This is a genomic window from Streptococcus parasanguinis, from assembly GCF_031582885.1.
GTDB classification, from domain to species: domain Bacteria; phylum Bacillota; class Bacilli; order Lactobacillales; family Streptococcaceae; genus Streptococcus; species Streptococcus parasanguinis_M.
Map to the genome: position 1 here is coordinate 1,886,684 of NZ_CP133988.1, position 26,241 is coordinate 1,912,924.

General features: G+C 41.5%; 27 protein-coding genes and 1 pseudogene. 3 read left to right on the top strand and 25 right to left on the bottom strand.

Going from position 1 to position 26,241, the window contains the following annotated elements; genetic code table 11:
• Positions 1 to 33 precede the first annotated feature (33 nt).
• From RDV49_RS09055 to RDV49_RS09110, 12 genes are all read right to left on the bottom strand, one after another.
• Positions 34 to 1,581 carry a peptide chain release factor 3 gene (locus tag RDV49_RS09055; RefSeq protein WP_003006300.1) on the bottom strand — a complete coding sequence of 516 codons (1,548 nt, stop codon included), beginning with the start codon at positions 1,579 to 1,581 and terminating at the stop codon, positions 34 to 36.
• A gap of 185 nt (positions 1,582 to 1,766) precedes the next feature.
• Positions 1,767 to 3,692, bottom strand: a complete 1,926-nt coding sequence (locus tag RDV49_RS09060) for a DUF2207 domain-containing protein (RefSeq protein ID WP_003006297.1) — start codon at positions 3,690 to 3,692, stop codon at positions 1,767 to 1,769.
• A gap of 58 nt (positions 3,693 to 3,750) precedes the next feature.
• Positions 3,751 to 4,431, bottom strand: coding sequence for a YwaF family protein (locus RDV49_RS09065; protein ID WP_003006294.1), 681 nt, complete (start codon positions 4,429 to 4,431; stop codon positions 3,751 to 3,753).
• Positions 4,432 to 4,444: 13 nt separating this feature from the next.
• Positions 4,445 to 5,131 (bottom strand): YwaF family protein, encoded by a 687-nt coding sequence (locus tag RDV49_RS09070; RefSeq protein ID WP_003006292.1) that lies wholly within the window; start codon positions 5,129 to 5,131, stop codon positions 4,445 to 4,447.
• A 25-nt stretch (positions 5,132 to 5,156) separates the two neighbouring features.
• Positions 5,157 to 5,858: a YwaF family protein gene (locus RDV49_RS09075; RefSeq protein WP_003006289.1), complete on the bottom strand. Its 702-nt coding sequence runs from the start codon at positions 5,856 to 5,858 to the stop codon at positions 5,157 to 5,159.
• A gap of 30 nt (positions 5,859 to 5,888) precedes the next feature.
• The gene (locus RDV49_RS09080) at positions 5,889 to 6,500 is read right to left on the bottom strand and encodes an NUDIX hydrolase (RefSeq protein ID WP_003006285.1); all 612 of its coding nucleotides are present in this window, start codon (positions 6,498 to 6,500) and stop codon (positions 5,889 to 5,891) included.
• Positions 6,490 to 7,860, bottom strand: a complete 1,371-nt coding sequence (locus RDV49_RS09085; RefSeq protein ID WP_037607809.1) for a UDP-N-acetylmuramoyl-tripeptide--D-alanyl-D-alanine ligase — start codon at positions 7,858 to 7,860, stop codon at positions 6,490 to 6,492. The genes RDV49_RS09080 and RDV49_RS09085 overlap by 11 nt, the downstream gene beginning before the upstream one ends.
• A gap of 324 nt (positions 7,861 to 8,184) precedes the next feature.
• Positions 8,185 to 9,231, bottom strand: a complete 1,047-nt coding sequence (locus RDV49_RS09090; RefSeq protein WP_003006278.1) for a D-alanine--D-alanine ligase — start codon at positions 9,229 to 9,231, stop codon at positions 8,185 to 8,187.
• Positions 9,232 to 9,307: 76 nt separating this feature from the next.
• A complete protein-coding gene (gene recR / locus RDV49_RS09095) occupies positions 9,308 to 9,904 on the bottom strand; it encodes a recombination mediator RecR (RefSeq protein WP_003006276.1) in 597 nt (198 codons plus the stop codon).
• A gap of 10 nt (positions 9,905 to 9,914) precedes the next feature.
• Positions 9,915 to 11,966 carry a penicillin-binding protein PBP2B gene (gene pbp2b / locus RDV49_RS09100; RefSeq protein ID WP_003006273.1) on the bottom strand — a complete coding sequence of 684 codons (2,052 nt, stop codon included), beginning with the start codon at positions 11,964 to 11,966 and terminating at the stop codon, positions 9,915 to 9,917.
• Between the two features lie 421 nt (positions 11,967 to 12,387).
• Positions 12,388 to 13,020, bottom strand: a complete 633-nt coding sequence (locus tag RDV49_RS09105) for a DUF421 domain-containing protein (protein WP_003006271.1) — start codon at positions 13,018 to 13,020, stop codon at positions 12,388 to 12,390.
• The gene (locus tag RDV49_RS09110) at positions 13,017 to 13,469 is read right to left on the bottom strand and encodes a DUF3290 family protein (protein ID WP_003006267.1); all 453 of its coding nucleotides are present in this window, start codon (positions 13,467 to 13,469) and stop codon (positions 13,017 to 13,019) included. Before RDV49_RS09110 ends, RDV49_RS09105 begins: the two co-directional genes overlap by 4 nt.
• A gap of 135 nt (positions 13,470 to 13,604) precedes the next feature.
• Between RDV49_RS09110 and RDV49_RS09115 the strand changes: the two genes are divergently transcribed.
• Complete coding sequence (locus RDV49_RS09115; protein ID WP_037607808.1) at positions 13,605 to 14,432, top strand: exodeoxyribonuclease III; 828 nt, start codon at positions 13,605 to 13,607, stop codon at positions 14,430 to 14,432.
• Between the two features lie 11 nt (positions 14,433 to 14,443).
• Positions 14,444 to 14,830 (top strand): bleomycin resistance protein, encoded by a 387-nt coding sequence (locus tag RDV49_RS09120; RefSeq protein WP_037607806.1) that lies wholly within the window; start codon positions 14,444 to 14,446, stop codon positions 14,828 to 14,830.
• Between the two features lie 234 nt (positions 14,831 to 15,064).
• Here RDV49_RS09120 and RDV49_RS09125 read toward each other — a convergent pair whose 3' ends face one another.
• Entirely contained in the window at positions 15,065 to 15,688 is a 624-nt protein-coding gene (locus RDV49_RS09125) for a hypothetical protein (RefSeq protein WP_003006259.1), read from the bottom strand.
• A 107-nt stretch (positions 15,689 to 15,795) separates the two neighbouring features.
• Here RDV49_RS09125 and RDV49_RS09130 point away from each other — a divergent pair.
• A pseudogene (locus tag RDV49_RS09130) lies at positions 15,796 to 15,888 on the top strand (bleomycin resistance protein); the annotation flags it as partial.
• 191 nt (positions 15,889 to 16,079) lie between these two features.
• Here the strand turns inward: RDV49_RS09130 and RDV49_RS09135 are convergent.
• The 12 genes from RDV49_RS09135 to RDV49_RS09190 all read right to left on the bottom strand — a co-directional run bounded on the left by RDV49_RS09135 (position 16,080) and on the right by RDV49_RS09190 (position 26,217).
• Complete coding sequence (locus RDV49_RS09135) at positions 16,080 to 18,047, bottom strand: peptide ABC transporter substrate-binding protein (RefSeq protein WP_003006253.1); 1,968 nt, start codon at positions 18,045 to 18,047, stop codon at positions 16,080 to 16,082.
• A gap of 265 nt (positions 18,048 to 18,312) precedes the next feature.
• Positions 18,313 to 18,936: an endonuclease III gene (gene nth, locus RDV49_RS09140; protein ID WP_003006251.1), complete on the bottom strand. Its 624-nt coding sequence runs from the start codon at positions 18,934 to 18,936 to the stop codon at positions 18,313 to 18,315.
• A 138-nt stretch (positions 18,937 to 19,074) separates the two neighbouring features.
• On the bottom strand, positions 19,075 to 19,767 hold the full coding sequence (locus RDV49_RS09145) for a 5'-methylthioadenosine/adenosylhomocysteine nucleosidase (protein ID WP_003006246.1): 693 nt from the start codon (positions 19,765 to 19,767) through the stop codon (positions 19,075 to 19,077).
• A 24-nt stretch (positions 19,768 to 19,791) separates the two neighbouring features.
• The gene (macP, locus tag RDV49_RS09150; RefSeq protein ID WP_003006241.1) at positions 19,792 to 20,127 is read right to left on the bottom strand and encodes a cell wall synthase accessory phosphoprotein MacP; all 336 of its coding nucleotides are present in this window, start codon (positions 20,125 to 20,127) and stop codon (positions 19,792 to 19,794) included.
• 11 nt (positions 20,128 to 20,138) lie between these two features.
• Positions 20,139 to 20,684 carry an NUDIX hydrolase gene (locus RDV49_RS09155; protein WP_003006238.1) on the bottom strand — a complete coding sequence of 182 codons (546 nt, stop codon included), beginning with the start codon at positions 20,682 to 20,684 and terminating at the stop codon, positions 20,139 to 20,141.
• 9 nt (positions 20,685 to 20,693) lie between these two features.
• Positions 20,694 to 22,073 carry a bifunctional UDP-N-acetylglucosamine diphosphorylase/glucosamine-1-phosphate N-acetyltransferase GlmU gene (gene glmU / locus RDV49_RS09160; protein WP_003006235.1) on the bottom strand — a complete coding sequence of 460 codons (1,380 nt, stop codon included), beginning with the start codon at positions 22,071 to 22,073 and terminating at the stop codon, positions 20,694 to 20,696.
• A gap of 378 nt (positions 22,074 to 22,451) precedes the next feature.
• On the bottom strand, positions 22,452 to 22,892 hold the full coding sequence (locus tag RDV49_RS09165; RefSeq protein WP_003006232.1) for an ASCH domain-containing protein: 441 nt from the start codon (positions 22,890 to 22,892) through the stop codon (positions 22,452 to 22,454).
• Positions 22,889 to 23,386, bottom strand: a complete 498-nt coding sequence (locus RDV49_RS09170; RefSeq protein WP_003006230.1) for an NUDIX hydrolase — start codon at positions 23,384 to 23,386, stop codon at positions 22,889 to 22,891. Before RDV49_RS09170 ends, RDV49_RS09165 begins: the two co-directional genes overlap by 4 nt.
• 39 nt (positions 23,387 to 23,425) lie before the next feature.
• Positions 23,426 to 24,031, bottom strand: coding sequence for a DUF6707 family protein (locus RDV49_RS09175; protein ID WP_003006228.1), 606 nt, complete (start codon positions 24,029 to 24,031; stop codon positions 23,426 to 23,428).
• Positions 24,032 to 24,096: 65 nt separating this feature from the next.
• On the bottom strand, positions 24,097 to 24,651 hold the full coding sequence (locus RDV49_RS09180) for a DUF4304 domain-containing protein (RefSeq protein WP_003006226.1): 555 nt from the start codon (positions 24,649 to 24,651) through the stop codon (positions 24,097 to 24,099).
• Positions 24,652 to 24,785: 134 nt separating this feature from the next.
• A complete protein-coding gene (locus tag RDV49_RS09185; protein ID WP_037607803.1) occupies positions 24,786 to 25,715 on the bottom strand; it encodes a hypothetical protein in 930 nt (309 codons plus the stop codon).
• A 103-nt stretch (positions 25,716 to 25,818) separates the two neighbouring features.
• On the bottom strand, positions 25,819 to 26,217 hold the full coding sequence (locus tag RDV49_RS09190) for an NTF2 fold immunity protein (protein WP_003006220.1): 399 nt from the start codon (positions 26,215 to 26,217) through the stop codon (positions 25,819 to 25,821).
• Positions 26,218 to 26,241: the final 24 nt, after the last annotated feature.

Genomic DNA, 26,241 nt, shown 5'->3' on the forward strand with positions numbered 1-26,241 from the left:
TTTTTTTGTTATGGATCAGTTTTGAAAAATTCCTTACCCCATCTTTTCTTCCAGCTCAACGTCTGGATACTTATCCGCAAACCAGCGGAGGGCAAAGTCGTTTTCAAAGAGGAAGACAGGTTGGTCAAAGCGGTCCTTCGCCAAGATATTTCGGCTTGAAGACATGCGCTCATCTAAGTCTTCTGGTTTGATCCAGCGAACTGTCTTTTTACCCATTGGGCTCATGACCACTTCGGCATTGTATTCATTTTCCATCCGGTGCTTAAAGACTTCAAACTGCAATTGACCAACGGCACCAAGCATGTATTCACCTGTTTGGTAGTTGGTATAGAGCTGAATAGCTCCTTCTTGCACCAATTGCTCAATCCCTTTGTGGAAGGATTTTTGCTTCATGACGTTCTTGGCTGACACTTTCATGAAGATTTCAGGCGTAAAGGTTGGCAGTGGTTCAAATTCAAACTTGTTTTTGCCCACTGTCAAAGTATCTCCAACCTGATAAGTACCGGTATCGTAAACCCCGATGATGTCTCCTGCTACAGCATTGCTGACATTCTCACGGCTTTCGGCCATAAACTGGGTAACATTGGAGAGTTTCGCTCCCTTACCAGTACGAGGCAGGTTGACGCTCATCCCACGCTCAAATTCACCAGATACAATACGGACAAAGGCGATGCGGTCACGGTGACGAGGGTCCATGTTGGCTTGGATTTTAAAGACAAAGCCTGAGAAATCCTTATCATAAGGATCGACAAGTTCGCCATCTGTTTTTTTATGTCCATGAGGCTCCGGAGCAAACTTGAGGAAGGTTTCCAAGAAAGTCTGTACTCCAAAATTGGTTAAGGCTGAGCCGAAGAAGACGGGAGTCAATTCACCCGCAAGGATGGCTTCTTCTGAAAAGTCATTTCCTGCTTCTTGCAAGAGTTCGATGTCGTCTTTCACTTGCTCGTAGAAAGGGTTGTTGGCAAAAAGCTTGTCTCCGTCTTCTAGACTAGCAAAACGCTCGTCTCCTTTATAGAGTTCTAAACGTTGGTTATAAAGGTCATAGAGTCCCTCAAAGGCTTTCCCCATCCCAATCGGCCAGTTCATTGGGTAACTCGCGATACCTAAGACTTCTTCCAATTCTTGTAAGAGGTCCAGTGGCTCACGACCGTCACGGTCCAGCTTATTCATAAAGGTAAAGACGGGAATGCCACGGTGTTTCACAACCTCAAACAATTTCTTGGTTTGGGCCTCAATCCCCTTGGCAGAGTCCACCACCATGACGGCAGCGTCCACCGCCATCAAGGTCCGATAAGTATCTTCTGAGAAGTCCTCGTGCCCTGGTGTATCAAGGATATTGACCCGTTTGCCATCATAGTCGAACTGCATAACAGATGAGGTTACCGAAATCCCACGTTGCTTCTCGATATCCATCCAGTCAGATTTAGCAAAGTTTCCTGTTTTCTTCCCTTTGACAGTACCGGCTTCCCGAATCTCTCCCCCAAAGTAGAGCAACTGCTCTGTAATCGTCGTTTTACCAGCATCCGGGTGGGAGATAATGGCAAAGGTACGGCGTTTTTTAATTTCTTCTTGTAGGTTCATGTTCCTAATTCTTTCTCTTCTTATTTTTTGATAAATTTATAAATTCATCTCTACATCGGATTTCTCCTCAATTTCTCTATCTGTCCTATTATAGCGAAAATAGGCACTTTTTTCAACGATGATTCTTCTTTGAGAGCAAAAAGAAAGACCAAAATCCGTCGATTCTAGTCCTCTTATCATGACTGTTAGAAGGCTCCAAATCCTCCGCCACCGCCACCATCAGAAAAGCCACCGCCGTCAAAACCGCCACTGCCATCTGAGGAGTTAGTAGAGAAGCTTGAAACGCTATAGGAATCATCTGCATAACTCATCAAGGTAGAGCCGTCTAGGAAGGAATTTGAAGAGGTCGTTATCCAAACAACAGCATCCCAATTCTCATATGGTAAGGAAATCTGATGATTTTTGAGTACCTGACTCACTTTTTTAGCTTGACCATACATGGTTGCATAGACTAAGATACGATTCCATAGGATGACACTCTCAAGTTCTGCTTGGTTGAAATTTGGAATACTTTCGATCATATTTCGAAAGGCCATCCATTGGAATTGTGAATCCAAGTTCTCTAAGGATTGTAGATGATCTTCGCGAATTTTCACAAGAATATAAAATGGAATGAAGAAGACGACCAACAATACAATCATCCAAAAATAGAAGGAAGATAGGTGTGAACCGAATCCAAAAGATAAGAAACACATGCTCACAAATAAGATCAGTAAGAGCCAAAAATGTAAGGCACAGCCTGTTTTTGAAAGAGCTTCTTCTTTCTCAGATAAGTCTCTAAAATAAGAAGGCAATCCTAATTTCGCAATCTCCTTATCGACACCTTTTGACAATTGCTGGGCATCCTTTTTTAAAAGGGATTGAACTTCATTTCCGATCTTTCGAATACGGTCTCGTTGGGTGTCTGATTTAGCAGCTCGAAAGTCTTTTTTTAGGGCTACTTTATCAATTTTATACTTTGAGAATACCTCACTGATATTAATTGCAGATTCTTGATCAAAAATCATTTCAATAAACTTTAATTCAAAATCAGCCAAGCCTTCATAATGGAGACAAGTCAAGGTTTCCCCATTTTCATCCCTAGTCAACCGAAGATTTCCTCGGTCAATGAGATCTAACATGGTTGCCTGGATGAGATGATTAAATTTTAGTTGCCCCTTCTCTCTAGACATCACCATCCGTTCAAAATCAAGTTGATACAGTGCCTTAGCTAGGACAAGAGGAGGTAAATTCTGTGGTGGTTCGTATAATCGTACTCCTTTTGAAATTCGACGAGTTCTGGTACTGATAAAATACCGGATCCATGGAATGAAAGCTAGGATAAATAAAAGAACCGATACAATTGGAACGACTTTGAGTAGAAGGGTCCGATAAAAGAATGTTTTTTGTTCAATGGATTTCTCTTTTTTGAGAAATTTCTCTTTTCCATTTCCCTGGTTAATCTCATTTGCTTGGTCTCGACGCAGGGCCTCTGTCATTGGCCAATAGCCATGCAGTTCGAGCTTACCATTTTTGGGAAAATCCTTTGTCCAAATATGATAACCAGTTGCAGTTCGTTCAACTTGGGCTGGTGGATTAAAGTAACCAGTATGGGCATACAGTTTTCCCTGCTTGGCATCCAAGCCATCCACATAAAAATCTAATTTCGCGACTTTCTCATCTCCATCTGAAATAGGAAACCAATTCAGTTCTGCAATATCCTTGTAGAAAGTCAAGAGATGATCAATCTTCCATTTTACTTTGATCTTGACCGTTCCTCCGACGATACGGGCATTGTATATTTTTAATTGACGGCCATCTTCCAGGTCTGTTTCCTCTACACGAATCTCTCGTTTTTCCCCATCCACATAGGCTTCCACCTCAGGATTACGATGAATCTTAAACCCTTTTGGAAGAGGATCAGCGCTTCCTAAGGTCACATATTGACCATGATAGCCTGTCTGAAACTGATAGGTAATCTCTTGTGTAAATGTTGCTTGGCTATCTTCCTGCAATTGGAGGTGTCCTACATAGGATTCAATCGAATAGCGAACTTCATCATCTGCATGTGCGATCGTGATTGTACAAACCAAACTCCAAATGAGGGAAATCATTAGCAAGAAACGCTTCATATATTCTCCTTTAATATAAAACAGGGTTGAGACCGAGATATCCCAACCTTCCTACTTGTTATTTTCTCACTTTCACCCGCTCACTTCTGCGACTGAAGAACTGATTAAAGAGTAATAAAGCAAGAGCTAAAATACTGGATACAACCAGATAGTTGAGCCACACCTTATCCCCTCTCATAATCGGAGGGCGGGCCATCAAGCCATAATTTCCTCCCGTCAATTGATTGACTCCAACCAGGAATAAATCTAAGGCAAAGGTATAGAGAACAATCTGACTATTTTTTAAGAGGTTTCGATCATACCATCTCAAGAGATAAATCAAGGAATTGATTAAAAGACAGTAATGTCCGAGGAGGAAAGAAAAGCTTGTAATATGAGGGAAAGTATAGGGATCAAAGACTGGATAACCCAAGGCAAAGATGGCTCCACTCACTCCCATCAAGGCAAAGAACTGTTTACTTTTCCAGCGGTCTGGTAAAAACAAGACCGCAAACATGGCCAAACGGCAATGATAAAATGGTAAGCTATTGGACCAAGGAATGTGGTAGGCAAAATACCAAAGATACAAGCAAATTAACTGGAAGCCTTGTAAGTATTGAAAGCATTTGCGAAATTGCTCATTCTGATAATAGCGAAGTGACATCATAATCGCTGTCACAACGAACAAGACCATCACACTATACCAAAGTGCTGAGATTGCTGGTGGTGCTGTTGATTCTGTAGTGAAAAAATGATGCATAAAATCTCCTTATTTAAACAGATTTAGGTATTCTTCTTTTCTTACTGTACTGAACGATCGTATTGATGAAAATCAGTGTCCCCGTCATGAGAACTGTCACGATGAAATAGTTGAGCACAAGGCCATGGTCACCGATCACAGGAGGCCGACGCATAAAGCCGTAGTTTCCACCTGTTGCGAGATTCGCAAGCTGAATAATGGCATTGATCCCAAACGTCATCTGACAGATTTTCCAAACAGCCCCTTCTTCCACCTGGTAGGATTGAACCAGATAGATCAAACAGTTGGCCAAGAGAGCCCAGTGACCAAAGACATTGTTGATCGAGGATACGTGAGGAAAAGGGTAGGGATAAAAGACGGGATGAACCAAGGCCATAATGGAGCCAAAGACTCCCACGAGGGCAAAATATTGCTTGAAGCTGCTCTTAGGAGCTAAGAGAATAATCCACATAGCCATCCGGCTATGATAGAAGGGAAGACTCTCTGAAAGAGGCAAGCGAGCAGCTAGATACCAAGAGTTGATGATAAGCAACTGGATCAACTGCCCCCAATACCAAAAGTTTTGGTAGGCTTTAGAGTGAGCAAATCGAATGGACAGAACTCCCACTACCACCAATGAAGTCGGCAATAAGAAATACCAGACTCCTAATTGAGGAGGGGCCGTTGGTTGACTGGTGAAAAATAAGTCCCAAAGTGTCATGATTTCTTTCCCTTATCTGCTCTTTTTATTCTGAACGCGAAACGATACTCTCTTCGACCATCTTGTATTTGTATTTATAGCGTTGATTGACCAAGCAAATACCAGCTACCATCACGATGCTGACCAAGAGGTAGTTAAAGAGAGCACCGTGGTCTCCAATGATTGGTGGACGTCGTAAGAAGCCGTAATCTCCTCTGGTCAAAAGGTTGACCAAAAAGATGACTGCATTCATGCCAAAGGTGATCTTAACAATTCGTAAGCTATCTTGCTTTTCCGACTGATAAAAATCTTGCAGGTAAATCAAACTATTGGCAAACAAGGCCCAGTGACTAAAAATCAGATTGAGCACAGTAATATGGGGGAAGGGGAAGGGGTCAAAGGCTGGATAAACCAAGGCCGCAATGGATCCTAGAACTCCCAACAAGGCAAAATATTGCTTGATATAGGTCCCTCTCGGTGCAAAGAGGATCGCAAGCATAGCCAAGCGACAATGATAAAAAGGCAAATTATCTGTCAAAGGCATGTGGGCTAGAATATACCAAGCATTGATGGTCAGGACTTGAATCAATTGTGCCCAGTACCAAAAGCGTTGGTAGCTTTTTGACTGCGCATATTTGATAGAAAAGTAGCCAACCACCAACAAGGAAACTGGTAGGAAAAAATACCAGAGTCCAAACTCAGGCGGGGCTGATTTTTGGTTCGTAAACAATAAATCCCAAAGTGTCATTTTTATATCCCTTTAATTTATAGATCGTTTTTAATCACAATACAAATCTCGTTTCCCATCATAAACCTCCCAAAGGAAATTCAATTGTTCTTCTGTATTGCGCTTGGTAGAAAGAGCAGGCATTTTCCCTCTCTCAAAAAATGCAAGATCAGAAATTTCCTGATTCTGTTGAAAACTTCCATCCAGCAATTCACATTCAAATACCAATTTCACATATTGGCGGCTTTGCAATTGGTAGCGATTGGTATCAAATACTGCCAACAACCGATTGACACGTGCTACATAGCCCGTTTCTTCTTGAATTTCCTTTAAAATATTTTCTTTAGGAGAATAGCCAACCTCACCAAAACCACCCGGCAAAGCCCAGGTCTCTTCTCCCTGACCTTTCACCAGACAAAGTTTTCTATCTTTGACAATCCAAGCCCTAACATCAATTAAGGGGGTGTCATAATAGTTTGTCGGTCGAAACAAATCCGATAATTCTTGTGAATTCAGATCAGTCGTTTCTCTCACAAGATCCTGTAAAATTTCACGAATATCCTGGTAGCGCTCTTGATCAAATGGATCTTTTGAGAATGCTAAGCCTGTATTGGTGATTGAAATCAAGCGCTGAATGTCCTTCAGTACATTATTACTTACCATTCTCCAATTCCTCTACCAATTTTGCCAAATTCATGGAATTGCTTCCCTTGATAAGGATTTGGTCTTGCTCTTTCAAGCTTTCCTTGACTTGTTTGACCATATCCTCAAACTGGTCTTCCTCAGCTGTCTTCTTGAAATAATAGACATGTCCGAGTGGGAACATCTGACTCGCTAACTGAGCCAATCCTGCAATGTCTTGGCCATAGAAAATAACCGTATCCAAAACATCCGGCGAGAGGCTAAGAATCATTTGGTTGTGCAGATCTACAGATTGCTCCCCTAGTTCTTTCATATCTGCCAGAACGGCTAATTTTCGACCATTTGGATTAGCAGGAATGGTAGAGAAAGTTTCTAAGATTAGGCGCATAGCCGTTGGATTGGCATTGTAGACATCGGATAGGATATCCGCTCCGTTACTGGCCTTCTTCCATTCTGTCCGGTTGCGCGTCAATTGCAAGGTTTCAAAACTATCACGAATCGCAGCTTCACTCACTCCTTCTTGCAGGGCAACATAAGCTGCAATCATAGCATTGGTCGCATTGTATTTTCCTGTTACCGGAAGATCAATCGCTTCTTCTAAGAAATTCGCTCGGAAAGTTAAGCTATCCTTTCGCTCGATTAACTCAGTAATAAAAATCTCCTCGTCTGGGCCAAAGCGTACGACTGTTTGTTTTTCAGGAAGGTAGGCATCGACGATCGGATCAGCTGGAACTACCAGAAGACCACCTTCTGGCATCCCGTCCGCAATCTGGAGTTTTCCTTTTGCGATCTCACTTCGATCTTTGAAGAATTCCAAATGGGCTTCCCCAATCAAGGTGACAATAGCAGCTTTTGGATGCGCCAATTCTGACAAGAGATGGATATCTCCTAGATGGTCTTGCCCCATTTCAAGGACCAGTTTGTCTGTCCCTTCTGGCATATGCAAAACCGTATAAGGAAGACCAATTTCGTTATTATAGTTTCCCTGTGTTTTATAGGTTAGGTAAGTAGTGGACAAAAGCTGTGCCAACATATCTTTTGTGGTGGTTTTACCATTTGACCCCGTCACTGCAAAAACATCCACTTTTGTCTTTTGAAGATAGGCTGCAGCTAATGTTTGAAAAGCACTCAGCACATCTTCCACCAAAATATAAGGGTGGCCTTCTACCACTTTCTCTGAAAAAGTGGCTACGGCTCCGTTTTCAAAAGCAGTCTCAATAAAGTCATGACCATCACGCGCTCCCTTTAAAGGAACAAACAGGTCTCCAGGCCCAATCAAACGGCTGTCAAATTCAGGCTTGACGAGAGCCACATCTTCAAATTGGCTGATATCATTTTTTGCATGTACTAGATGAGCAACTTCATGTAATGTGAGATTCATATCCGACTCCTCAGTTCTCCGTAGCGTCTTCAAAAATTTGGACGCTCCTATCAAATTCTTCTCATTATACCATATTCTAGACCACAAAAAAAGTGGCTGGGACAGAAGTCCTAGCCTCTTGATTGTTTTTGGATTGTCGAGCAAGACGCAGTGGTTGAGTGCTCAAAGCACTGCTTTGAGGTGGTAGATAGGACTTGCTAAGCAAGTTTCCTAAGTAGTTGTTCGCTTTTCAAGTTTCAAAGATGCCCTACTCAACTGTGCGGAGGTGGGACGACGAAATCGAATTCTAACGAATTACCGATTTCTGTCCCACTCTCTCTTTTCTTACAACAAATGCGCTTCGTGTTTTTGGAAGACTTCTTTTCCAAGCTCTACTAACTTGGTGATCAAATCTGTATAGTTAAGTCCCATATTGTCCCAAAGCAAGGGATACATAGACCATTGGGTAAATCCTGGCATAGTATTGAGTTCGTTTAAGAAGATCTCTCCTTTATCGGTATAGAAGAAATCACAACGCGCTAAACCTAGACCACCGATTGCACGAAAGGCTTTTTCTGCGTTGGTCCGCATGGTTTTCACAACTTCAGGGTCCAATTGAGCTGGAATAGCCATAGTAATTTTATTGTCGATGTATTTGGCATCATAATCATAGAAGGCCACATCTTTCACAACTTCACCTGGCAAGGTACTCTTCACATCATAGTTTCCAAGCAGTCCAACTTCGATCTCACGCGCATTAACCCCTTGTTCTACTAAGACACGGCTATCGTACTTGAAGGCCAATTCGAGAGCAGCCCGAAGCTCTGTTTGGTTTTCAGATTTTGAAATCCCTACACTAGAACCCATATTGGATGGTTTGGTAAAGACAGGATAAGAGAGAGTGGCTTCAATTGCAGCAATTTTCTCCTCCAAGTCATCGCCTTCCACTACAGCTACATAAGGAACTTGTGGAATCCCTGCAGACTCCAAGACCCGTTTGGTGGTGATCTTGTCCATCGCGACACTAGAAGCCAGGATGCCACAGCCGACATAAGGCATTTTCAAGACTTCTAAGAAGCCTTGGATGGAACCATCTTCTCCCATCGGTCCATGAAGCACTGGAAAGACCACTGCTCCTTCCTTGTAAATCGCTGATGGTGCGACTTTTTTAGACCAATCTACTGTATCGTTGGTCATCAATTTCTCATCATCCGCTGGCTTCTCTTCAAAAGCTTGCGTCTGGATGAAGTCTCCGGACTGCGTAATAAAGTAGGTTTGAACCGAAAATGCTTGGTAATCAATCGCGCGCATCACGCTTTCTGCTGAAAGAACAGATACTTCACGCTCTGCACTACGTCCACCATACAACAGGATTAAGTCTTGTTTGCTCATAGTTTCTCCCTAATTGTTCCCTTGATTTCTTACTTGATAGTATACCACAATGATAGCCCTTTCGAAAGAACTTCTCTTATAATTCTGTCCGATTTTCAATCGCGCGAAGCAAGGTCACTTCGTCCGCATACTCGATATCGGCTCCAACTGCTAGCCCCCGTGCCAAACGAGTCACTTTGATCCCTGCTGGCTTGAGCACACGCGAGATATACATAGATGTCGCTTCCCCGTCTGCCGTCGCATTGGTCGCAACAATGACCTCTGTGACTGTTCCATCCATCAAGCGACTAATCAAAGTCTTGAGATTGATATCATCGGGTCCCACGCCATTCATGGGCGAGATTAAGCCATGCAAGACATGGTAGCGACCGTGGTATTCCTGGATATTTTCCATAGCAGATACATCCCGGCTATCTTCTACAACCAGAATGAGGGATGGATCCCGCGTTTCATCTCGACAAATCTCGCAGGTTTCTTCATCGGTTAAATTGCCACAAATGCTGCAATACCCCAGCTCACGCTTGGCATTGAGTAAGTTCTTGGCAAATTCATTCACATCATCATCTGACATGCCAATAGTGTAAAAAGCAAGACGGGTCGCTGTTTTGATCCCAATTCCTGGCAACTTCGAATAGCTGTCAATTAATTTTGCAATAGGTGCTGGATAAAGCATAGTTTCCTTTCTAATTCATGGGGTGTTTCTGATTGTATAAGTTAATAATGTCACGCGTGATGGAATGACTTACCGTCGCCTGTAGATTGGTATTATGTGGAAAGACCACCGCTACCGCAATCTTTGGATTATTCGATGGTGCATACGCCACCACATTGGTATTAATGGCTTGTTTGCCTCCATCGACAGTGGTTTCAGCTGTACCAGTCTTTGCACTGATGGGCACACTGGCTCCACGACCAACGGTTTTTCCTGTCGTCAACCCACTCGTACCATTGGCCACTTGGTAAAACCCTTGCTTGATCAAAGCCATGTCCTCCGCTGAGATATGGACTTGATTGAGCTCCTTGGCTTCGATCGCTTTTTTCAACTGACCGAGGCCACCTTGATCATTATTGTCATAGATGCCTTCGACGATATGAGGACTCACCCGCTTCCCATCATTTGCAACGGTTGCCGCATACTGAGCCAATTGCATAGGGGTGTAGTTGTCAAACTGGCCAAAGGCATTGGTCAAATAATTGCCGACTGTATACTCTTTCGGAATAAAGCCTGTCGATTCATTGGGAAGGTCAATCCCCGTTGACGTTCCAAGACCGTACTCTGCAAAAGTAGAACGCAATTTTTTCATAGCAGGGTCCACCTGATCCACTTGTAAGGTCATATTGGGAGTGTAGGGTTGCCCCATCATCTTAAGAGCAATCTGGACCATGTAGGTATTAGAAGAATATTCCAAAGCTTCTACTGCATTGATGGAGCGACTGCCGTATTGGGTAAACCAAGAATTGATAGGAGCTGATCCTGCAAAAACAATGGGCTGATCGGTCAGTACCTGATTGCCGGAAATGGCACCATTTTCCCATCCTGAAGTCAAGGTTGCTCCTTTAACGACCGATCCTGGGACGAAAACATTGGTGACTGTTCCCAAAGCATCGGTTGATAAATCTTGACTACCAGCCTGGTGTTTGATCCCTGCCATGGCAAGGACTTTCCCTGTATCAGGCTCAAGGGCTACAGCATAGACACCTTCGGAGTAGGTCGCATTTCCAGCTTGCAACTCTGCGCTAAAGGCAGAGCGGAGAATATCTTCCACCCCTTTTTGGAAATCCAAGTCAATCGAGAGCTTGAGGTTTTCTCCCTTAGCTCCTTTTGAAATGTCTACAACTTTATCCATGTTGCCATTTTTATCCAGGAGAATTTCTTTTTCACTGCGTTTTCCTTGAAGGACGTTTTCGTATTCCTTTTCGAGATAAGATGTTCCAACCCGGTCATTGAGGGCATAACCTTTTTTGACATATTCCTCGACTTCTTCTGCTGGAAGTCCTGCCTGCTCAGTCGAAACCGTTCCGATGATAGAAGCTAAAGGAGTATCCAAAACCTTGCGGTCCCAGCTGGTCGTGATCGCAATTCCAGGAAGGTCCTGACTGTCAGCCGCGATGGTCGCAATCTGCTCAGCTCCTAGTGCTTGCGTCGAAATAATCCCCGTCGCAAAATTCTCCACAGCATTCATTTGGCTATAAAGATAGATAATCTTTTTCTCATCATCTGTGTAACCGAGTTTTGAAGGGTCAATGCTGTCCACTGCCGCTTGATAGATTTTAGCTTCTGGTAGACGATTGCCATCAGTATCAAATTTCTTTTTCTCAGGCAGGTGTTCCACGACCTCTTGGTAGACCTTGGTATTGGCTAGATAGTAATCCACTTCTTGCCGTTCGGTTACTTGAGGATTTTCTACGTCGACATACTGCAGGAGTTTCCCAGCTGTCTCTCGCATTTCTTGGGCCGTCATTTTACGATCGCGCGTAAAAGTCAGGACTTGTTTTCCCACATTTTCCACCAAGGGCTTACCAGAAGCATCATAGATTTGCCCTCGCACACTCCCTTGTTTGACCGTCTTTTTGGTAGCTTTTGACAATTTATCCGTATAGTAGGCTTGGTGAGAGATCTGCATATAGCCAAGTCGGGCAATCAGAACCAAAAAAAGAAGGCAAATCAAACTAAACAGCAGATAGAGTCTGCGTGTTATCGAATGATTCTCAAACTTCCGTATTTTCTTCTTCATGAAATGTTCTATCCTTCTTTTCTAATCAACACTTACCTTCCATTTTACTATTTTTCCAAGAGTATCTCAAGAAAAGGAAGGGACCTTTCCTGGAATTTTATGAAGAAAAAAGATTGGACCTGCTCGCCCAATCTTGAAATTAACACAAACTTTTTTACATGTACAACCTTATGTGAGGTGGTTGAAAAAATATTGATTTTTAATTTTTAAGCTTATTCAAGCATATGTCGAAACTTTCCGCCGTGAGAAAAGTTCCTGAAACACAATTGTTTCAGGAACTCGGGAGTTTTGAAACTTTAGGTTCAAAACTAAGTCATGGAACTTCGTAGAAGTTCGCTGACGTCCGTACTCACCTAAGGAAAGTTTTTAAGACTATTTTGTCTTCAATTTGAGATTGGACATGCTCGCCCAATCTTTTTTTCTAATAAGTCACAACATTGATTTTTCCTTTGTCATACTCAGCAATGAAAATATCCAAAACGTTGTCATAGCCTTCTTTTTCCAATTCAGCTAGCAACCACTCTTCACTTTTCCCAATTGTTTCCAAAATTTCAAGCTGAACCACACCATCCATAATGATTGGGTATTTAGGATTCTCATCCCCCGCACGGACAACGATCAATTGACCATTTTGTTCAATAACAGCGCGCTTCACATCTTTTAATTGAAAAATCCCTTGTCCACGTAGTTTCAAAGCAACATCTGAAGCAGAAAGTCCTTTGGAACGACACGCTTCCGGATCCAGTTTCCCATTTTTAATGATGACAGTTGGTTTTCCATCAATCAAGTGCTTCATAAAACGAACATTGGTATTGAGCCATTTTAAGAGCAAGATCAAAATAGTCCACATTAAGAGAATCACAATGTATTGAAGAATGGTAATGGAGCTATTGTAGATGACCCCACCAATAATGCCCCCAAGAACAAAGTTCTGTATCTGGTCTACTGCAGAATTTGGTGCTAAGTTTCCTTTCCCGGTCACATTGATGACAAATACCAAGGAAATCAAGCCCAAAGCTAATTTAATCAAGATGTTTAAAAAATTTACTATCATTTGTTCACCTCCACAAGTTCCACGTCTGTTTTATACAGATCCATCTTTTCTAATAGGTAGCTATCTGGGTCAGATCCTGCGATAGCTCGGTAATAAACCTCTCCAACCTTCAGGATCGCCCCATCTGTGGCTGCTGAAGTATTGACATAGACGTCTTCTTTTTTGACATCCAACTCCTTTGAGATGACCTCAATAAAATGCAGAGAACGTTGAAATTGGTCATTATTACTTTGGCTATTTTGGAAACTGCTGATGCCGATCAAGACCACTGCAACCAGAGTCAAAATCGAGATAATGGATAATTCACGGAATTTGCTATCGTGCTTATCCCGATAGGCTTTCACCGCAAAAAAACCAGTCAGTAGAATGAGCAAACCAGAGATCCCAATGGTCACCCAATTTTGCTGACTGATCTGACCCAACACATAGTTATAAGAGTAAAATTTCATAAAGAACTCCCTTTCTCCAAATGAATTCAATCTATTATAATAGATTTCACAAGAGCTTTCAAGGCATTGTGATCAGAAAATTATTAAAATTTTGTTATAATAAAACTATCAATTATGTCAAGAAAAGGAAACACAATGAAACTCATTTCATGGAATATCGACTCGCTTAATGCTGCATTGACCAGCGATTCAGCACGTGCTAAACTCTCTCAAGAAGTCCTTCAAACCTTGGTCGCTGAGGATGCAGATATCATTGCCATTCAAGAAACCAAGTTATCCGCCAAAGGACCTACTAAAAAACACCTCGAAATTCTTGAGGAACTCTTTCCGCAATATGAAAACACCTGGCGTTCTTCTCAAGAGTCGGCTCGTAAAGGCTACGCTGGGACTATGTTCCTCTACAAAAAAGAGCTCTCCCCTATTGTGACTTTCCCAGAGATCGGTGCTCCTTCGACCATGGACTTGGAAGGCCGGATCATTACTCTGGAATTTGATGGCTTCTTTGTAACACAAGTCTATACTCCTAATGCCGGTGATGGCCTCAAACGCCTAGCAGAACGCCAAGTATGGGATGTCAAATATGCTGAATATTTGGCTGACTTAGACAAAGAAAAACCTGTCCTTGCTACTGGAGACTACAACGTGGCCCACAAGGAAATCGACCTTGCCAACCCTGCCAGCAACCGTCGTTCACCAGGTTTCACAGACGAAGAACGCGAAGGATTTACAAATCTTTTGGCCAAAGGATTTACAGATACCTTCCGCCATGTCCATGGTGATGTCCCAGAACGCTACACTTGGTGGGCACAACGTAGCAAGACATCAAAAATCAACAACACAGGCTGGAGAATCGACTATTGGTTGACCTCAAACCGCATTGCTGACAAGGTCACTAAATCAGATATGATTGACTCAGGCGCTCGTCAAGATCATACACCAATTGTATTAGAAATTGATTTGTAAGGATGTTCTTTATGAATTTCAATGCAGTGATTCCTGAGTTTATTGTATCGAATATAGAGCAGTCCCGTTCCTTCTACTGTGATTTACTGGGTTTTACCATCGAATACGGGCGACCAGAAGAGAACTTCCTCTTTCTTTCTCTTGAAGAGTGCCAGCTCATGATAGAGGAGGGGAGTAAGGAGGAACTAGCTGAACTGACCTACCCCTTTGGTCGTGGAGTTAATATCTCCTTCGGCATAAAAGATGTCCCTAGACTCTATCAAAAAGTAATCGAGTCTAACTATCCAATTCATCGCCCATTAATTAAAAGAAAATTTCGTGTTGGTGATCATTATATCTATCCTCATGAATTTGCAGTTCTGGATCCAGATGGCTATTTTTTAAGATTTAGTGAATAAGAAAATAGATCACTAGAGTAGAAAAAGAAACAAAAAAAGAAAGAGACTGGGACAAAAGTCCTAGCCTCTCAATTATTTTTGGATTGTCGAGCAAGACGCAGTGGTTGAGTGGGCTCTACTACGCTGATTTCATCAGCTTTTACAGCCCTACTCAACTGTGCGGAGGTGGGACAACGAAATCGAATTCTAACGAATTACCAATTTCTGTCCCACTCTCTTTTAGTCTTTTGGGGATTATTTCCCAGGAATATTTGGATCTAATCCCCAAGATTGCTCGAGAACAGGTCTTAAGGATTTAATCATATCTTCTGAACCTTGGATTATGATTGTGTATACTTTATCTCCTTTTTGGAATACCCATACGTATAAAGTACTCCCATCTTTAACTGTTACTTTTATTAAGAAAGCGTCCCCACCGGCAAATATAGCTTTTACACCTTCTATACTAGTTCGATTTTTGTGTTTTCCGAATGAGCTATATAAACGGTTCGCAAATAACTCTGCGTCAAAGGTTTCGTTGGGGCCAAGTTCAACAGTATCTTTAGTGTTTGAGCCCATTATTAACGCATTGTGTTTGTCTGGTGATGAATATTTGAGCGTTTGGCTACTTTGAGTTTTGTCATTGTATACGACCCAATCTTTAGGGATATTGATATAACCAAATTTTTCATTTCCGATACGTTGAGTATCTGCAAGGGATATTTCTTTTGACCCAGAAGAAGACCCAGGAGTTGTTGTTTGAGCTTTTGTCGTTGATGCAGCCGTAGTTTCTGCTGCTTTCTTCTCTCCGTTTCCGCATGCTGCTAGTATAAATGCAGATAGAAGCATTACAGAGCTTAATATTATTTTGTTTTTCATCAGGATTGTTCTCCTTAAAGTGGTTGACTCACATGTATTATATCATTTTTTATAGTTTATTTAAATTAAAACAGGAAACGCTTTCACTAAAAAGCATAGGGTATAACAAAAGAAAATTTCGTGTTGGTGAACAGTATATCTATCCTCATGAATTTGCAGTTTTAGATCCAGATGGCTATTTTTTAAGATTTAGTGAATAGAATGATCATCACCCGTCTATGAGCCATACCCAAAAATCTATTTTTGTGAGTACAGTTCAATAGCGGGTGATTTATTTATCTTTCATCTTAAAGAATGAGACAGACTGACTTTCGAGACATAAAAAAACCGGAGCCTTCACATGACGGCTCCGACTTTTTTATCTTCATTGATAGACCAATGATTGATTATTTTATTTTTTCTTCTCAATGTGATCTTTGAGATCTTCTTGAGCTTTTTTATTGGATTCTGCTTTTTTCTTCAACCATTCTTCTTTGGCCTTGTTAAAGTCTTTTGTTGTGACAACATCTTTAGACATTTCAAGGTATTTGTAGAATGTTCCTGTTCCTTTTGTACCAACCCATGAAGCAGCACGGCTGTATGGTACGGTCCGTTGAAGCATTGGAGAACCACCATTTGAAACAGTTGGAAGCGTAATCGAGCTATCTGTCAACCATGCTTGCGCTGCTGCATATTTTTCATAGCGTTTTCCTTGATCCAACAATTCAGCATCGGCGTCTTTCAACATGTTAGCGTATTGATCCAACCCAACTGTTGCAATGGCTGGGTTGTTTGAACCTGCATCAATACCAAGATAGTAGAAGACAGAACCATTTACTGGGCTGATACTTTCGAGGTAAGTCGATGGGTCTTGGTAGTCAGGAGCCCAACCACCGCCTGAGATGTCATAATCTCTCGCAGCCGCTGTATCGCTGAAGTAGGTGATATTTTGGAAATCATCATCCGATACCTTTTGAAGGTCCACAACGACATTGTCTGCACCAAGCGCTGACTCTACAGATTGTTTGAAGGAGCTAGCTTGTTGGACCATGCTGTTGTCCACTTGGCTGACAATGTAGTCCAAATGAATTGGGAATTGAACTCCTTGTTTTTGCAATTCAGCTTTGGCTTTCGCAAATGAAGCTTTGGCTTTTTCTGGATTGTAAAGGCTTGTTTGACCATCGTCCAGGCTCACACCCTTCCATTGATCCCCATAGGTAACCAATTGTTTTTCAACGACCTTACCAAAATCTTCTCCATTGACTTGAACATATGTTGGTGGCACCAAAGTGCTACGAAGGGTATTTTCAGCCGCATCAGATCCAGATACTTGTGCCGCATATGATTTGCGGTCAAAACCAAAGTTCACCGCTTGACGGAAGTCCTTGTTCAGGATTGCTTTCTTGGTAGAAGCTTTTTGTTCATCCGTAGTTTTGGCAGTGTGGTCATACTTTTGACGGTCCAAGTTGAATCCAAGATAGTAGGATGTTCCTAATTGCAAACCGTAGACAATGTTGTCGCCAAAGTTTTTCTTGACACTCTTATAAGTCGAGCTGTTTGGCATAACAGATGCAAAGGAATATTGACCTTTTTCAAAGTTCTTAATGATAGAATCTGGGTTTGATCCATCGTTAAAGGTCAATTTGACATTATCGATATGAACATTTTTCGCATCGTAATAGTCTTTGTTCTTGACCAATTCAATCTCAGATTTTGAAGTCAATGATTTCAAGTAGAATGGACCATTGTATAAGATGCTGCTAGGTTTCAACGAACCAAAATCTTTTCCTTGCGATTTCAAGAAATCCGCATTGACTGGGAAAAGAACACCTGAGGTTGTTTTTGAGTTCCAGAAGCTTTCTGGACGAACCAAAGTATATTGGATGGTGTGGTCGTCTAAGGCTTTGACACCAACTGTGTTAAAGTCTTTGGTTTCCCCTTTTACGTAGGCATCCAAACCTTTGATCGAATTTTGAATCAAGAAAAGACCTTCTGATTTAGACTCAACCGCGTGTTTGATCCCTGTAACAAAGTCTTGAGCCGTTACAGCACCATATTCTTCCCCTTCACTCGTATACCATTTGGCATCCTTACGAAGTTTGTAAGTATAGGTTAATCCATCTTCAGAGACAGTCCAATCTTCTGCTAGGCTTGGCACAAAGTTTCCGTATCGGTCGTTTTCAAGAAGACCATCTACAAGGTTACTTGTGACATCTGAAGTTGTTGTACGAGTTGCAGCGATGTAATCCAAGGTATTTGGATCCGCTGAATAGACGAATGAGTAAGTTGCTTGATTGCTACTACCACCGCCACACGCTGCTAAGAAAAAGGCACCTGCAACAGAAACTCCTGCAAGAGCTAACAGTTTTTTTGCTTTCATCACTATCTCCTTATGTTAGATTTTCTACCATTATACACTATTTCTTAAAAAAACCAAATTTATTTTAAAAAAGTTCGTTTTTTCTGAATGAATATAATAAGATATAAAGAAAAAGCATCTTGAAATCGATCACAAAGAAGCCGGATAGGGGAGTCTAGGCACCTACCACCAGATCCAACAAAGAAATCACCTTTCAATCCTTTTAATAAATATACGTTTCATCACAAAAAAGAACCTCTGCACTTTCGAGCAGAGGAACTGATTCCTAATCAAAATGATAGAGTTGTGGGTACTGGTCACATTCAGGATTTTTAGGATGGCAAATAGCCCGTCCAAAATAAATCATGGCTTGATGGGCAGCTAGCCATTCGCTCTTTGGCAGAACATCCATGACACGCTTTTCAACTTCTAATGGCGTCGCTGATTTCTTGACAATATCATGGTGCTTGCAGATCCGCTCCACATGGGTATCGACAGCAAAAGCTGGAATACCAAAACCTACACTCATGACCACATTGGCTGTCTTGCGTCCTACTCCTGCTAGACTTTCTAACTCTTCACGAGTCTGAGGCACTTGACCATCAAAGTTATCTAGCAATTGCTGGGCACATTTTTTGAGAAATTTGGCCTTATTTCGATAGAGGCCTAATTTAGAAATATGCTTGGCGATATCAGCTTCACTGGCTGCTGCCATGGCTTGCGGGGTTGGAAAAGCCGCAAACAAACCTGGTGTCGCTTTGTTAACAGCCGCGTCTGTCGTCTGAGCTGAGAGCATGACTGCTACTAGTAATTCAAAATGATTACGAAAATCCAGACTTGGCTTAGCATCTGGAAAGAGGGCGATAATTTCTTCAATCACATGTCGTGCCCGTTTCTTTGATAAAACCATATTCTCTCCTTTACATTACTAGTCTTTATTATAGCATGAAAGTTCCCTATTTCTGAAAGAATCGGCTTCAAAAAAAGAAGAGGGACAAAATGAATTGTAAAAAAATTCATCCAATCCCACTTCTATCTATTGTTTATTTTACACCAATCTCTTCAAGAAGGTAATCAGGGTTCGAGCAGAGCGTTCGCCAGCTTCCCCGATAAATTCATCAAAAGAGATATTGGCTGCGTGATCTGCCGTATCACTCATAGCTCGAATAACCATAAAGGGACGTCCAGCTGCGTGAGCGGCTTGAGCAACGGCTGTCCCTTCCATCTCAACTGCCAAGACTTCTGGAAAATGCTCCCGAATGGCTGCGACTTTTTCTTCACTCGCGATAAAGCTATCTCCTGTTGTAATCAAGCCCACATGTGTGGTTGCAGCTTCTTCTTCCAGAACTTTTTTCATTTCTGATACAAAATAGCGACTGGATTCAAAGTAAAGCGGTTGACCTGCCATTTGACCATACTTATAGCCAAAGGCTGTCACATCCACATCATAATAGGCCAATTTGTTCGCAAGAACGATATCTCCAACAGCCATCCCTGGGGCAACGGCACCTGCAGAACCCGTATTGATGATGGCTTCCACTTTAAAATCATTGGCCAAGACTGCTACACTCATAGCAGACATGACTTTTCCGATACCACTTTCCACCAAAACGACCTCATGACGTCCAATCGATCCTGTATAGTAGACTTTTCCAAGACGCAGATGCTTTTCCCCATTTTCAAGGGCTTCAACCAAGATCTTCAACTCCTGGGGCATGGCTGCGATAATTCCAATTTTCATGTCGTTTCTCTCCTTGTGACGACCTTATAGACGCCAAATAGCAATAATCAGGGCAATGAGGAGCACAATGATCCAGAACAAAATCTTATTGAGTTTGGATTGGACCACACTTTGTTTGCGTTCTTCAATGCGACGACTCTTGGTCACTGTGGGCTCCACTTGGATCTGCACAGTATCCTGAGAATAACGCTCTTGTGGACGCTCCATACGACTCTCTCTCATAGGACGTTCATAGCCAAATCCTCTGTGGTCTGTCCGAATAATTTTCGTCTCTTCCGCATCGACCATTTTAGGACCGGTGATGTCCTCACCTCGCCTTGCTCGTTCAATCATTTCATCGGTTAATAAAGGTTTTCCCATCGGATCCTCCTCTATTTATTGATTAAGTCCCAATATTGGATCGCCATGATGGTCTTGGCATCACAGATTTCGCCAGTTTGGATCAAATCTTTGGCTTCCTTCAAGGTCACTTCTAATAACTCTAAGGTCTCATCCGCATCTTGTGGACGTGGATTTTCCACCTTTTTCAAGTTGGTCGCACCATAAAGTTTGATTCGCTCATTACAAAAACCAATGGCAGAATAAAAATCATACAACAACTCTAGATCCGCCGTGTAGCCAATTTCTTCTTCCAATTCGCGCAGAGCAGCTGCTTTAGGATCTGCATTTTCTCCCTTTTCTAACTTCCCTGCTGGAATCTCCACTGAGGTCCTTTCAATCGCCTTGCGGTACTGCTTGACCAAGATCGTCTTTCCATCTTCTGTGATCGGCAAAACCGCTACTGCTCCGTTATGGAAGATTAAATCACGCTGCGCTTGGCCTTTTCCAGCGGGTAGTTCTACTTGATCAGTGACCACTTGGAAAATCGGTCCCTGATAAATCTCCTTGCGCTCAATGGTTTTTTCTTCAAATTGCATGAGAATCTCCTATTTATTTTTAGGATGGTGTGGCAAGCGAAGGGCATACTCTTCTTTATTCACTTGACGGCCACGACCAATCGCAATCGCATCTGCTGGCACATCCTTGGTAATGGTAGATCCAGCACCGACTAAGGAATTGTCACCTAATTCAACTGGTGCAATAATCGTCGAATTGGAGCCGACAAAGACATTGTTTCCAATCGTCGTTTTAAACTTGTGTTGGCCATCATAATTCACCGTGATGGTTCCAGCACCAAAGTTAACGTTGCTGCCGACTTCACAGTTACCGATGTAGGTCAAATGACCTGCTTTGGTATTTTCGCCAATAGACGAACCTTTGACTTCGACAAAGTTCCCGATATGGACATCTTTGGCGAGGCTAGATCCTGGACGAATATGAGCGTATGGTCCTACCGTTACGCCATCGGCTACCGTGCTCTCTTCAATCATAGAGTTGGTAATAACAACACCTGCACCGATTTCACTGTCCACAATATAGGTGCCATTGGTTAAAACGGTCTCAGCCCCAATCTTTGTGTGCCCTTTTAGGGTAACATTGGCTTCGATTTGCACTTCTGGTGCGATCTCAACATCGACATCGATATAGGCCGCATCTGGATTGACAAAGCTCACCCCATTGACCATGTGGGCTTGGTTAATGCGACGACGCATGATGCCTTCTGCTGTTGCAAGGGCCACGCGGTCGTTAACCCCAAGACTTTCATCAAAATCTTTGAGCGTATAGGCCCCGACTTTTTCACCAGCCTCGCGGAAAATACCGATGACATCCGTGATATAGTATTCGCCTTGGGCATTGTTTGTGTTGATATTTTTCAAAGCTTCAAAGAGGCGCGCATTGTCAAAGACATAAGTTCCTGTATTGATTTCTTTGATTTGTTTTTCAAAATCTGTCGCATCCTTTTGCTCGACGATTCGAAGCACTTCCGCATTATCATTGCGGACAATCCGACCATAGCCAAATGGATTGGCTGCTTCGGCTGTCAAAATGGTTGCCACATTTTTGTGGTTGATATGAAAATCGATCAAGTGTTTGAGGCTTTCACCCGTAATCAAAGGAGTATCACCTGCGATGACAAGAGTATGCCCTTCAAGACCTTCCAAGACTGGCTCTGCCATCATGACCGCATGACCAGTTCCCAATTGTTCGGTTTGTTTGACAAACTCTGTTTGTCCAGCTAATACTTGCTCCACCAATTCCGCCTTGTGGCCCACAACCGTTACCGTCTTCTCAGGTGAGATAGCTCCAACACTACGGAAGACATGCTCCAACATAGAGATCCCAGCAACCTTGTGAAGAACCTTGGGCAGATCTGATTTCATACGGGTACCTTTCCCCGCTGCTAAAATAATGGCATAATTTGGCATAACATTTCTCTTTTCTGTACAATATCGCTTACATTATACCATTTTTTAGCCCTTTTGGAAAATAAGACCCAAACCAAAAAACTCTCCAAAAAGGAGAGTCAGATTAAGATCAAATCTTCGTTGAGACTTTCCTTGGGTGAGTACGGACATCAGCGAACTTCTTCGAAGTTCCATGATTTAGTTTTGAACCTAAAGTTTCAAAACTCCCGAGCGCTTGAAACTTTTAGGTTTCAAGCGCTTTTCTCACAGCGGAAAGTCTCAAAAAATCTTTTAATAGTTCTAAGAACTGGGCAGTATTTTTAGCTTGACACAATCACTAGGTATTGTTTGATAGAAAACAGTTATTCTCTTTTCTGATTTTCTAAATGGAGAGCGTATCTATAATGGATAGACCTTGCGAAATTCTTCTAAAACCACCTTGCTGTCAGGTGTAAACGTCAGACCTGCTTCTCCAAAGCAGTCTTTGAAAAAGTCTTCATGAACCTGACGCCAATAAGCCAGAGATTTGTCTCCTTCACCTTCCTTATAGGCATGGTCAGCTGACACTTGATGGAAAGGCTGAACAGAAACCTTTGTAATTTCGACAATGCAGACAGCTTGATCCTTACTGTCTAAAACAACATCAAAGGTTCCTTCTTGGGGAAGGGGTTCGTCCTCTACTGCGTAAAGATCGTAAGCTGAGGCTGTTGCTGTTTTTTCGCCTTTAAAGACCAGTTCCGCTAAAAGGTCTGGGTCCACTCCAAAAGCCCAGGCATCTATCTCATCTCCGATAGAGGGGTTGATTTGCTTGTAGGCATTCCACATTTCTTGAGGTGTCATTTCTTCTCCTTCTTTTCTTTTACCTTCCAATTTCTATAGCTTGTCAGTTCTAATTCTGGAAATCCTAGTAACTCTGCCTTCACCTTCAATACTAAAGGCGAAGCATTATCGGCAGTAATGTCTTCCAAATTTAACCAAATTGCCTTTGCTGAATCATTGCTTCCATCAAGAACCTCCTGAGGAAGGGATTGTTGAGAGTTCTCGAAATCGAGTACGATATCATAAAAGGCCATGATATGATGTACAGCGAAATCTTTCCCCTCTTCTTGAACCAGCACATCATACATCCTAGGATTTGAATAACGGATAAGCGTATAGCCTGTCTCCTCCAGAACTTCTCTCTTGAGAGTTTCTGTCAACCCCTCACCTAGTTCTTGACTACCACCCGGTAGATCAAAACGATGCTGATAAGGCCCTCTCGTTTTCTCAATGCAGAGTAATTTTCCTTTCTCATAGCAAATGCCATAGACGCCAAAGTGATTTTTGATTTCCATATTCCACTCTTTCTAAAAATCCAAGATTGCTAGCTCACCTTATCCCTTAAAAGGAAAGAGGCTATAGATTTCATGCTCCTTGATATACTTCTTTAGTATCTCCATATTCTCTTCGATTTTTGCTTGGATATCTATCTCTTCACAAGTTGACTCATCAATAAAAAATTGAATCTTCAATAAATCTGTCAAGTATAGCAGACGGCGTTCCATTTCCGATTCAGGACTTGAAGCTTGCTCGTTTTTTGCAAGCTTTTGCTCCAAGCTATCACCATTCAAAAATCTCTGATGAACTCTCCTTCTTATGTTTTGAGTGGATTCCTCCCCTTGTTCTAATGGAGATAAAAGGAGTTTTTTATAGACGAGTACCTGATTTTCTTTTTCTCTTTCCAGATAGGCCAATAAAACCAGAGAGCTATCAACAAAGGTCCAAGTATTATAATTCCCTTCAAATGGAACTTGTATAATCCTATCTAATAATTCCTTAGCCATTTCCTTTTGACCATCCAGATAAAGTAAATAGGCCAGATGATTTAGCGATTCGAGATAACTAGCTTGGGTCTTCTTATTCTTTTTAGGGACCCGGTTTAAATACGAGACGAACTCAGCATCATTTTCAATCTCTTTGATTAGTTCTTTCACATTCATTTCTTTTCTCCTACCGGTTTCTTTCGTCAGGATATTGACCAGTACATCCGCACTTTCACTCCGCCCTAATAAGTAGTTTTTATTATTTCTCCTGAACGAATATAAGTTTTAAAGAAGTTTTTAGGAACAGAAGCAATCTTAGGTGTAATGGATAAGCCATAGTTTGTAAAATCTAAAGCCAACTTCTTAGAATCGATTGAATCATAATACTCAACATACAATCTGCATAAGTTCACTTTGGTAATAGAGAATTGTTTTAACAACCAATCCTTCTCAAGATCCTTCTCGGGATCTATGCTTGAAAATACGGTTGAATACGATGAATACTGAGCAGTAAAATCGATGGCCTCTTGGACAGCCTTTTCCAATTCAGCTTGATCCATGCCATTTCTATTATCGACAAAACCTAATCGAGTCCTTAAAGCACAGTCCACTTCTTCTAACAGTCCCGCGTCCAGAAAGAGAGGATGAAGGCCAACATTTACGAAATAGGCACTACCATCTGATTTTCGTTGAAAATAGATAACTGTGTAAAAATCATGATCGATTTTATAATAGTTATGGGTTCGCTTTAGTCGCGAAAAGCCATTTTTTACGAAGAGTTCTTTGGCCTCTTTCATTTCTTTACCTCTCTTCTAACAGAATGTGGAGAGTTCCTCATTGCATTTTCCTAGAAATCTATATGGATATAGGTGATTCCTATAATTCCTTGCGATTGCATGGGTTATTGACGGTCTCCATCTATTCTACACAACTAGTCTAAGATCGTTCCTAGAATCATCTTGTTTTGCTCGGATAGCTGAAAGTTATCCATGAAATAGGGTAAAAAGTCATCAAGCAAGGGATGGCTAAGCCCGTCGATTGGGAACCCTCTTTTCTGACGTTCTTTTAGTAAAACTAAGATTTCAATTGGGAAATATTGCCATAGTAAGGTATTGAAGTCTACTAAATGACTATCTTTGGTGTTCGCTAAATGATAATCACACATGGATAAAATTGTTTCTCTAAAAACATCATCGTCCTCTGAAAAAATAGTATCCATAACCTGTTTATAGACATCATTCACATTCTGATAAGGATTCTTGTCCAAGGGTTGATATTTGGCATCACAAGCATTCTCCAGTAGGTTAGCAAGCCGAGCACCCTTACCATATCCATAAAGAAAAACGACTAAGGGCAATAAACTCTTGGCTGAAAAGAAAATAACTTTTTTCCCTTTTTCAACTTGGGCTTCTTTAAAATAGGCTAATTTATCAATTAAAAACTCTACATAAGTATCATCTAAATAAGCAAGGGCAAATAAGATATTCAAACAAATATCTGTATCAAAGTTTGAGCCACCTTTAGCCAAGTATTTAGCAGAAGCCATATCCGCCATTACAGAACAAAAACAGCCATTTAGCAAAGATTGATAGGTTTCAGATGTTTTACTTTCTATAAAATTAGAGACTAGAGGATACGGACTTATAGAATCAATCATATCTACATGATTATACAGGTATGATCTTATCTCACCATTTTCTTCATAGTTAACTTTAACGCTTTTCTTATCAGATTTTAGAGCTGTTAAAATGGCTTCAGTATTAGATAGGTTTTCTGGCTCTAAGTGAAAATCTCTCGCCTTGAGTATTTGATTTCTAATGGTTGTTAATTTTCTTTTTTGATTTGAAAGTGTTTTATTCATATTGACCTCTAACATTTCATTACTTACACTTGTCATTGCCTAATCCAACTACTACTGTATTTTGAAGTGCTTCTCTTCCCAACTTCCTATACTATCCAGTATATCACAAGGAAGAATTGATCCACTTCCCATCATCAAGCCATTCTTTCTTATCAATCCACCATTTCCCCTTTTGAAACACCATTCGAAAACGATAGAGAGTTTCTAAACCAGAACGATTCTCCTTGATATAGAAGTAAGTTTGATTCACGTCATGCTCTTCATCAATGATGGGATGCGTTTCTAATTTATAGTCAAATGGAAATCGAACAGATAAAGATATTTCCCTTTCTCTGAGTGTTTTTTTAGATCTACAAAACTGATCAAATATAGCAGCTAATTCATCCTTCAACATCTCTTTATCGGCTTGGTTTCTTAGGCTCCTAGTGGCTTTCCTCTCCCAAGAATACATAGCCTGCATAAACTGGAGGAAGGTTTCTTTTGCTAGATTCGTATGGCTCATATTTCCTCCTACTTAAACAACGGG